The 8,448-nt window shown below is 69.8% G+C and carries 10 protein-coding genes; 8 read left to right on the forward strand and 2 right to left on the reverse strand.

Features of this window, described 5'->3' with window-relative positions:
- The first annotated feature begins 74 nt into the window (after nt 1-74).
- Nucleotides 75-620 (forward strand): hypothetical protein, encoded by a 546-nt coding sequence (locus Q7T09_RS12710; protein ID WP_304700135.1) that lies wholly within the window; start codon nt 75-77, stop codon nt 618-620.
- Nucleotides 613-1,116: a cupin domain-containing protein gene (locus Q7T09_RS12715; protein ID WP_304700136.1), complete on the forward strand. Its 504-nt coding sequence runs from the start codon at nt 613-615 to the stop codon at nt 1,114-1,116. Before Q7T09_RS12710 ends, Q7T09_RS12715 begins: the two co-directional genes overlap by 8 nt.
- Here Q7T09_RS12715 and ubiB read toward each other — a convergent pair.
- Both ubiB and Q7T09_RS12725 read right to left on the reverse strand, forming a co-directional pair.
- Nucleotides 1,109-2,617 carry a 2-polyprenylphenol 6-hydroxylase gene (gene ubiB / locus Q7T09_RS12720; protein WP_304700137.1) on the reverse strand — a complete coding sequence of 503 codons (1,509 nt, stop codon included), beginning with the start codon at nt 2,615-2,617 and terminating at the stop codon, nt 1,109-1,111. The two genes, Q7T09_RS12715 and ubiB, sit on opposite strands and share 8 nt — an antisense overlap.
- 3 nt (nt 2,618-2,620) lie before the next feature.
- Entirely contained in the window at nt 2,621-3,379 is a 759-nt protein-coding gene (locus Q7T09_RS12725) for a class I SAM-dependent methyltransferase (protein WP_304700138.1), read from the reverse strand.
- 85 nt (nt 3,380-3,464) lie between these two features.
- Between Q7T09_RS12725 and mutM the strand changes: the two genes are divergently transcribed.
- From mutM to Q7T09_RS12755, 6 genes are all read left to right on the forward strand, one after another.
- The gene (mutM, locus tag Q7T09_RS12730; RefSeq protein ID WP_304700150.1) at nt 3,465-4,328 is read left to right on the forward strand and encodes a bifunctional DNA-formamidopyrimidine glycosylase/DNA-(apurinic or apyrimidinic site) lyase; all 864 of its coding nucleotides are present in this window, start codon (nt 3,465-3,467) and stop codon (nt 4,326-4,328) included.
- A gap of 216 nt (nt 4,329-4,544) precedes the next feature.
- Nucleotides 4,545-5,405, forward strand: a complete 861-nt coding sequence (locus Q7T09_RS12735) for a TraB/GumN family protein (protein ID WP_304700139.1) — start codon at nt 4,545-4,547, stop codon at nt 5,403-5,405.
- A gap of 32 nt (nt 5,406-5,437) precedes the next feature.
- Nucleotides 5,438-6,214: an enoyl-CoA hydratase gene (locus tag Q7T09_RS12740; RefSeq protein WP_304700141.1), complete on the forward strand. Its 777-nt coding sequence runs from the start codon at nt 5,438-5,440 to the stop codon at nt 6,212-6,214.
- Nucleotides 6,215-6,362: 148 nt separating this feature from the next.
- The gene (locus Q7T09_RS12745; protein WP_304700142.1) at nt 6,363-6,947 is read left to right on the forward strand and encodes a GDSL-type esterase/lipase family protein; all 585 of its coding nucleotides are present in this window, start codon (nt 6,363-6,365) and stop codon (nt 6,945-6,947) included.
- 104 nt (nt 6,948-7,051) lie between these two features.
- Nucleotides 7,052-7,321, forward strand: a complete 270-nt coding sequence (gene rpsT, locus Q7T09_RS12750) for a 30S ribosomal protein S20 (RefSeq protein ID WP_293497186.1) — start codon at nt 7,052-7,054, stop codon at nt 7,319-7,321.
- 410 nt (nt 7,322-7,731) lie between these two features.
- On the forward strand, nt 7,732-8,448 hold a 717-nt coding region (locus Q7T09_RS12755; protein WP_304700146.1), incomplete at its 3' end, for a DnaA ATPase domain-containing protein.

Consider the following 8,448-nt stretch of genomic DNA (forward strand, 5'->3'; position numbering starts at 1 on the left):
CGGGCGCTGGACAAACCCGCCAATCTGTTCTTAATTTGTTCCAGCTTCACTTGGCCGTGCAGGGAGAGAACACGATGGCTGGGTTCAAGGTTTGGTTGAGCGCGGGCGCCGCGCTGATGTTGCTGGCCGCCTGCGAGCGGCCCTCGGCGGTGGCGAGCAAGTCTTCCGACAATCCTTCGGCGGCGGCGTCCTCCGCTTCCGACAGTGGGCGCGACGCCAACACGACGCTCAGCGCCGACCGCCGCGACGAGGCCGTGCCCCAGGTGGACGGCAAGCCCATGTGGTCCTCCAGCCGCAAGGGCAGCGCCCAGGAAAACGCCGCCAAGAGCTTCGAGCGCAACGGCGAGGACTTCGGCGCCAAGGACCTCGACGCCTTCGTTCGCAAGGCCCACGCCTTCGTCGACCATCCGCCAGCCGGCACCCAGACCCTGAAGCGGTCCAATGGCGACACCCTGTTCTACGACCCCAAGGGCAATGTGTTCGCCGTGGCCAACAAGGAGGGCGCGCCGCGCACCCTGTTCAAGCCCGACGAGGGCGCCGCCTACTGGGACGAGCAGAAGGCCCGCGAGGCCAAACGCCAGACGGCGGCCCGCAAGGACAAGGATAGCGACGATGGTTGACCCGACCCACATCGTCCGCACCGGCCAGATCGACTGGTCCCAGCTTCCGGCCGGCCGCCATCCCTTCAATCCGGCCTCGGAGATGAAGATGGCCCGGCTGGGGGACCAGACCGGGATGCGCCGGGTGCTCACCAACCTGGTGCGCCTGCCCCCCGGCAAGGAGAGCTTCATCGCCCACGCCCATTCCATGGAGGAGGAGTTCATCTTCATCCTGGAGGGCTCGGGCCAGGTGGTGCTGGATGGTGTGGCCCATGAGGTGGGGGTCGGCGACTTCGTGGGCTTCCCCACCGACGGGGTGGCGCACGCCTTCGTCAACACCGGGACCGTCGACCTGCTCTATCTCACCGCCGGCGAGCGGGCCCGGGTGGAGGTGGCCGACATGCCCAGCATCGGGAAGACCGCGGTCTTCCGTCCGGGCCGGATCACCCTGTTCGGGGACGGCGATGTCGAGGAACTCACCGCCGAAGAATGGGGCGCGCGGACGAAGCTCAGCTAGGTAGCCGAGTCGCCAGCCAGAAGACCACCGTCGCCACCAGGGCCCCGATGGCGAACCAGCGGGCAGGATGGGCCTCCTCGGTCTCCACAACCGCCACGGCGGTCTGGGGCGGCGCCTCCAGCAGGCGGCCGAGGTTGCGCAGGGCCTGCAAACCCTCCTCGGCGAAGCGCTTGGCCTTGGCGGCCGGCGACAGTTCCCGCAGCATCCAGCGGCGCACCACCGGATCGGCGGCGGCCCAGATGTCATGGTCGGGGCAGATGCGCCGGGCCACCCCCTCCACCGTCATCATGGTCTTCTGCAGCAGCACCAGTTCGGGCCGCAGTCGCATGTCGAACAGGGCGGTGATCTCGAACAGCTGGATCAGCACCCGGCTCATGGAGATCTCGTTGGCCGGGCGGCCGAACACCTGCTCGCCCACCGCCCTCAGGGCCTGGGCGAAGGCCGCGGGGCTGTGGCCGGCCGGGACATAGCCCGCCTCGAAATGGACCTGGGCCACCCGGTCGTAGTCCTTCTCCAGGAAGCCCCAGAGGATCTCGGCCAGGTAGCGCCGCTCCGGCGCCCCCAGGCGGCCGATGATGCCGAAGTCGACGGCCACGACCCGGTCCGGCGCGGCGACGAACAGGTTCCCCTCGTGCAGGTCGGCGTGGAAGACGCCGTGGTCGAGGGCCTGGGCCAGGAAGGCGCGGATCAGGTTGTCGGCCAGGGCCTGGCGGTGGAGGCCGGGCAGGTCGAGCGCCGCCGGGTCTGAGAGCGGAGTCCCGGCCGCCCATTCCTGGGTCAGCACCCTCTTGCCCACGCCCTCCCAGACGATCCTGGGGGTCGACATGTAGCCGTCGCGGGCCATGACCTGGGCCAGTTCGTCGGCGCCGGCGGCCTCCAGGCGCAGGTCCAGCTCCAACTCGGTGGCGCGGATCACGGTGGCCGCCAGGGCCCGGGGTTGCAGCCGCCGGGCCGCGAAGCTCCAGCGCTCCACCAGGGCGCCGGCCAGGGCCATGGCCGCGGCGTCCTGGGCCACACGCAGGGCGACCCCGGGGCGCAGGACCTTCACCGCCACCCGGCGGCCGTCCCGTAGCGTGGCCTCATGGGCCTGGGCCAGGGAGGCGGCGGCGACCGGGGGACCGAAGGTGGCGAACAGGCTCTCCACCGTGCGGCCCAGGGTCAGCTCCACCTCGCGGCGGGCCTGGTCGGTGGGGAAGGGATCGAGCTTGTCCTTCAGGCGGGCGAGATCGAGCGCGAAGGTCTCGCCGAAGATGTCGGCCCGGGTGGAGAGGAGTTGTCCCAGCTTGATCGCCACCGGGCCCAGCTGCTCGAGGGACCGGGCCAGCCGTTCGCCGGGCCGGCCGACCCTGGAGGATGGTCCAGCCGCCATACGCGACAGATCGGCGAGGACCTTCAGGCCCGGCGGGTAGAGACCGTCCAGCTCGCGGGGCAACAGGGCATCATTGCGCGCCAGCAGCAGGCCCGCCCCCACCAACCGACCATAGGCCGACAAGCTCCCCACCGATCAGACAGCCCAACCGTGGTGCAGGGCCGCGACCCCGCCGGTGAAGTTGGTGTAGCCGGCCTTGCCGAAGCCCGCCTTGGTGATCAGGTCGACGAAGGTCCTCTGGTCGGGGAACCGGCGGATGCTCTCCACCAGGTACTGGTAGGAGGCGCGGTCCTTGGCCACCAGCTCGCCGATGGCCGGGATCACCTTGAAGGAATAGGCGTCATAGGCCTTCCGCAGGGCCTCGGTGGCCGGCCGCGAGAACTCCAGGCACAGGAACCGGCCGCCCGGTTTCAGCACCCGGCGGGCCTCGCGCAGGGCCTGGGAGATGTCGGTGACGTTGCGGATGCCGAAAGAGATGACATAGGCGTTGGCGCTGGCGTCGGGCAGGGGCAGGCGCTGGGCGTCGCCGACGGTCCAGGTGATCTCCGGCTCCCCGCCCCGCTCGCGCCCGGCGGCGATCATCTCGGCGTTGTAGTCGATGATATGGATGGCCGCGTCGTCCCCGCCCCGGCGCAGCTGGGCGGCCCTCGCCATCTTGGCGAAGCGGCGGGCCATGTCGCCGGTGCCCCCGGCGCAGTCGATGATGACCTCGCCCGGCTGCGGGTTCAGCCGCGCGGCGGTCGCGTCCTTCCAGAGCCGGTGCACGCCGGCGCTCATCAGGTCGTTCATCAGGTCGTAGCGGCCGGCGACCCGGTCGAAGACGCCGCGCACGAGGCTCGGCTTCTCGGCGGGGTCCACGTCGCGGAATCCGAAGGTGGCGGCGGGTCCTGTCATGATGAGCGGTCTTAGACCGCGAGGGCCGGCCGCGCCAGCCTCGCCGCCGGCTTGAGCCCGGACCCGACCCATGCCACTCCAGGCCATGCCCGAACTTCCCGAGGTCGAGACCGTCCGCCGCGGCCTGGCGCCCGTGCTGGAGGGCCAGAGGCTCTCCCGCGTGGAGGCCCGCCGCCCCGACCTGCGCTTCCCCTTCCCCGAGGGCTTCGTCCAGCGCCTGGCCGGGGCGACGATCCAGCGCCTGGAGCGCCGGGCCAAATACCTGATGGGGGTGCTGGACCGCGGCGAGACGCTCGTCATGCACCTGGGCATGAGCGGCCGCTTCGAGATCGCCCGCCCCGAGGGGACCGTGCGGCCGGGCGAGTTCGTCTATGCCGCCGACCCCGACCCCAAGCACGCCCACGTGGTGTTCGACACCGAGGCCGGGGGGCGGGTGACCTATTACGACCCCCGGCGGTTCGGCTACATGGCGCTGATCGAGACGAGCGGTCTCGATCAGCACCCCTGGTTCGCGGGCCTCGGCCCCGAGCCCCTGTCCGCCGATTTCAACGCGCAGGGCCTGAAGGCCGCCTTCGCGGGCCGCAAGCAGGGGCCCAAGACCCTGCTGCTGGATCAGCGCGTGGTGGCGGGCCTGGGCAATATATATGTCTGCGAGGCCCTGAACCGGGCGCGCATCTCCCCCTTCAAGCCGGCGGGCTCCATCCCGGCCAAGGCCCTGCCGGGCCTGGTCGCCATCATCGTCGAGGTGCTGGAGGAGGCGATCGCGGCGGGGGGCTCGACCCTGCGCGACTACGCCAGCGCCGATGGGGCGCTGGGTTACTTCCAGCACCGCTTCCGCGCCTATGGCCGCGAGGGCCAGCCCTGCCTCAATGACGGCTGCACGGGGGTCATCGCCCGCGAGGTCCAGGCGGGGCGATCGACCTTCTTCTGCCCGGTTTGCCAGAAATAGTCCCCGCTCCTCCTTTTGATCGTCATGGCCGGGCTTGTCCCGGCCACCCATGATCTCCGAGTTTCAGCAATGATCTGTGGCGCGCGCCGCGCGGCCTGCGGCGAGGCGGAGATCATGGGTCCCCGGGACAGGCCCGGGGATGACGATCAGGGGGTGATGGGGAGAAGGACGTGAAGCAGGTGGCGCCTTGCCCCCGCGCCCCCTAGATTCACCCCCATGTTCAAGCTTGGCCCGCTCGCCCTGGCGGCGTTCCTCATCGCCGGACCCGCCCTGGCCAAGCCGCCGGTCTGGACCGTGCGCGACGCCGATTCCGAGCTGGTGATCTTCGGCTCGGTCCATGTCCTGCCGCCCGGCCTGGACTGGCGGCCTCCGGCGCTGGAGGCGGCCCTGGCCAAGGCCGACGACCTCTGGTTCGAACTGCCCATGGGCGCGGCCACCGAGGCGGAGATCGCCGGCCTGGCGGCCTCCAAGGGCGTCCTGCCCCCCGACAGGTCCCTCAGCGGCCTGCTGTCGCCCACCGGGGCGAGCGCGCTCGCCAAGGCCAGCCAGAAATACGGCCTGACCCCGGGCTTCCTCGATCGCCTGGAGCCCTGGTTCGCCGAGGTGGCCCTGGCCGGCGCCGAATTCCGCGCCGCCGGCGCCGACACCGACTCCGGGGTGGAGAAGGCCATCGCCGCCACCGCGCCCGCCAGCGCCCAGCGCCGGGCCTTCGAGACCGCCGCCCAGCAGATCGCCCTGTTCGACGAGGCCCCGGTCCCGGCCCAGGTGGCCTCCCTGGAGGAGAGCCTGGACCAGATGGACAAGGATCCCGACGCCTATGACCGGCTGGTGGCCGCCTGGATGGCCGCCGACACCGCCGCCCTGGAGCGCGACGCGCTCGATCCCCTGCGCCACGCCTCCCCGGTGCTCTATGAGCGGCTGGTGAGCGCGCGCAACGCCGCCTGGACCCAGGTGCTGGACGGGCGGCTGAAGGGCGCCGGCCGCACGGTGGTGGTGGTGGGGGTCGGCCACCTGCTCACCCCCGACGGGGTCCCGGCCCGGCTGCGGGCGCTTGGCTATTCGGTCGAGGGGCCGTAATCGGGCTCTCTACACCTTCCAAGGAGCCGGCCATGGCCTATGAGACCCTGATCGTCGAAACCACCGACGCCGTGACCCTGATCCGGCTGAACCGGCCCGAGGCCCTCAACGCGCTGAACAGCCAGCTGCTGTCGGAGCTGTCGGCCGCCCTGGACGCCGCCGAGGCCGATGACGGGGTCCGCTGCCTGGTGCTGACCGGCTCGGAGCGAGCCTTCGCCGCCGGCGCCGACATCAAGGAGATGTCGGACAAGACCTATGCTGAGATGTTCACCCAGGACTTCTTCGGCGCCTTCGCCCGGCGGATGGAGCAGTTCCGCAAGCCGGTGATCGCCGCCGTGGCGGGATACGCCCTGGGCGGCGGCTGCGAGCTGGCCATGCTGTGCGACTTCATCATCGCCGCCGAGACCGCCAAGTTCGGCCAGCCGGAGATCAATCTCGGCGTCGCGCCGGGCATCGGCGGCACCCAGCGCCTGACCCGCTTCGTGGGCAAGTCCAAGGCCATGGACATGATCCTGACGGCCCGGATGATGGACGCCGCCGAGGCCGAGCGCTCGGGCCTGGTCTCCCGCGTGACAGCCCCCGACAAGCTGATCGAGGAGGCCATGGCCGCCGCGGCGAAGATCGCCGGCCAGTCCCCCCTCGCCGTGATGATGAACAAGGAACTGGTGGAGGCGGCCTACGAGACGACGCTGGCCACCGGCGTGGCCCTGGAGCGGCGCCTGTTCCACTCCCTCTTCGCCTTCCAGGACCAGAAGGAGGGCATGGCCGCCTTCGTCGAGAAGCGGAAGCCCGACTTCAAAGGGTCCTGAGCACGCCCCCGCTCATCCCGGCGAAGGCCGGGAACCAGGTGAAAGCCACTCTGGCTTCAGGTAGCGCCGGGATCGGAATGGCGGATCATCTGCAGATGTTCGGGATGAATCTGGGTCCCGGCCTTCGCCGGGATGCGCGGAGTTTGAAATGCGGCTGATCGCATTCGGAGATAGCTTTGTCGTTGGGGCCGGCGATCCCGACCATCTCGGTTGGGTGGGGCGGGCGATCGCGGGTCGGCGGGAAATCAGTCTCTATAACCTGGGGATCCGGCGCGAGGCGTCGGACCAGCTGGCCGCGCGCTGGGAAGGCGAGGCCCGGCTGCGCCTGGTGGACCATGAGCCCATGCGGATCGTCTTCTCCTTCGGCGTCAATGACTGCCACCTGGAGGACGGCGCGCCCCGGGTGGCGACCGCCGAGACCCTGAAGAACGCGCGCGCCATGCTGACCCAGGCGCGCACTCTGGCGCCCGTCCTGATGGTGGGTCCGCCGCCGGTGGCGGACCCTGGGGTCTGCGCTCGGGTCGAGAGCCTCAACGCGGCCCTTCTGGCCCTGTGCGGGCGGCTGCAGGCGCCCTTCATCGACGTCTTCCAGCCCCTGGTGGCCAGCGGGGTCTGGCAGGCCGAGGCCGCCGCCTGGGACGGCGCCCACCCCGGCGCGGCGGGCTATCAGCAGATGGCCGATCTCGTGGCCGCCCATCCCGCCTGGCGCCGATTTGCCGAAGCTTGCGAATAGCGTCCGAGCCGCATTGACCCGCAGGACGCCTTCCCGTATATCCGCGCCTCCAATTTACCCGCCCGAGCGCAGGTTCGGGCGCGAGCCGTTTTGAGAGCTAAATCATGGCCAATACGCCTGGCGCCAAGAAGGCCGTTCGCAAGATCGAACGCCGCACCGAAGTCAACAAGGCCCGCCGCTCGCGCGTGCGGACCTATCTTCGCAAGTTCGAAGAGGCCCTGACGTCGGGCGACGCCGCCGCCGCCAAGGCCGCTTTCGTCGAGGCCCAGTCGGAACTGATGCGGGCGGTCACCAAGGGTGTTGTTCACAAGAACACCGGCTCGCGCAAAGTCTCCCGCCTGGCGGCTCAGCTCAAGAAGATGGCCGCTGCCTAAGGTTGCGGCGCCGAACGTCTAGCTCGGTAGCTATCCTTCTGAAATAACTGACTATTTTGACGCACCCGCGGGTCGAAAGACCCGCGGGTGTTTTCGTGCGCCGCAGCATTTTACGGCCAAGCCTGCGACGAATGTTCTCAGTTAACGGAAGGTCGATTTCGGGATTCCCTTGCCGCGCGAGGGGTCGATTTGAGTCAACGAAAATATCGACTGGACGGGCGAAGAATCTGCGTTGACCCCCCGGTCGCCCTGACTAGTGTTCGAGGTCTTAAGCGCGTTCTTCCATCCTATCTCGGATGAAAAAAGCGGCGGGAGGAGTCTATCTTCTCGCCGGCTAAGAGACTGTGTTTATTCAACAAAGATCCGGTGGGGCGCGGGGCTTCGATCGGACGGGCAGGTGATGGTTGGTGATGACGATGACGACCGGGGGCATAGTGGGCAACATGGCGGAAACGCCGGCGGGCGCTGTCTGGACCAAGACGTGCCAGGCGCTGAAGCGCGAGTTGGGTGAAGCCACGTTCGGCTCGTGGCTGGGCCAGGCGGCCCTGCGCGAGCGCGGGGGAGAAGTGTGCCTGGTGGCCGCCACCGGCGTGGCGCGCGACTGGATTCGTCGGCATGCCTGGCGCCGGATCGGCGAGTTGTGGGCGCAGAACGATCCCATGGGCCGTCCCCTCGACCTGAAGTCCCGCATGGAATTCGATCAGGCTGGCCCGGCCTCGCCCATGGTGGCCGTCGTCGCCCCCGCCGCCGCTGTCGCCGTCCGGGACGCCGACACCGGTGTCATCGAGATTGAGGTCGACATCACCCAACCCAAGGCGGCGCGCCAGCAGGGCCTGCAGGACCGCTTCTCCTTCGAGACCTTCGTCGCCGGCCCCGCCAACGAGTTCGCCTTCGCGGTCGCCCGCCGGGTGGCCTCCTGGGCCGACGGCCACTTCAATCCCGTGCTCTTCCACGGCCCCTACGGCTTCGGGAAGACCCACCTGCTCAACGCCATGGCCTGGGAGGCCATGCGGACCGCGCCGGGCAAGCGGGTGGTCTATCTGACCGCCGAGCGCTTCACCTCCACCTTCGTCAAGGCGGTCCAGGACCGCCAGACGGCGGCCTTCAAGGAAGAGCTGCGCAACGCC

Origin of the sequence: Phenylobacterium sp., assembly GCF_030645195.1 — a bacterium.
Taxonomy (GTDB): Bacteria; Pseudomonadota; Alphaproteobacteria; order Caulobacterales; family Caulobacteraceae; genus Phenylobacterium.

Coding starts and splice junctions, on each gene's coding strand:
- Q7T09_RS12710 (WP_304700135.1), top strand. CDS start 75: ATGGCTGGGTTCAAGGTTTGGTTGAGCGCGGGCGCCGCGCTGATGTTG.
- Q7T09_RS12715 (WP_304700136.1), top strand. CDS start 613: ATGGTTGACCCGACCCACATCGTCCGCACCGGCCAGATCGACTGGTCC.
- Q7T09_RS12725 (WP_304700138.1), bottom strand. CDS start 3,379: ATGACAGGACCCGCCGCCACCTTCGGATTCCGCGACGTGGACCCCGCC.
- mutM (WP_304700150.1), top strand. CDS start 3,465: ATGCCCGAACTTCCCGAGGTCGAGACCGTCCGCCGCGGCCTGGCGCCC.
- Q7T09_RS12735 (WP_304700139.1), top strand. CDS start 4,545: ATGTTCAAGCTTGGCCCGCTCGCCCTGGCGGCGTTCCTCATCGCCGGA.
- Q7T09_RS12740 (WP_304700141.1), top strand. CDS start 5,438: ATGGCCTATGAGACCCTGATCGTCGAAACCACCGACGCCGTGACCCTG.
- Q7T09_RS12745 (WP_304700142.1), top strand. CDS start 6,363: ATGCGGCTGATCGCATTCGGAGATAGCTTTGTCGTTGGGGCCGGCGAT.
- rpsT (WP_293497186.1), top strand. CDS start 7,052: ATGGCCAATACGCCTGGCGCCAAGAAGGCCGTTCGCAAGATCGAACGC.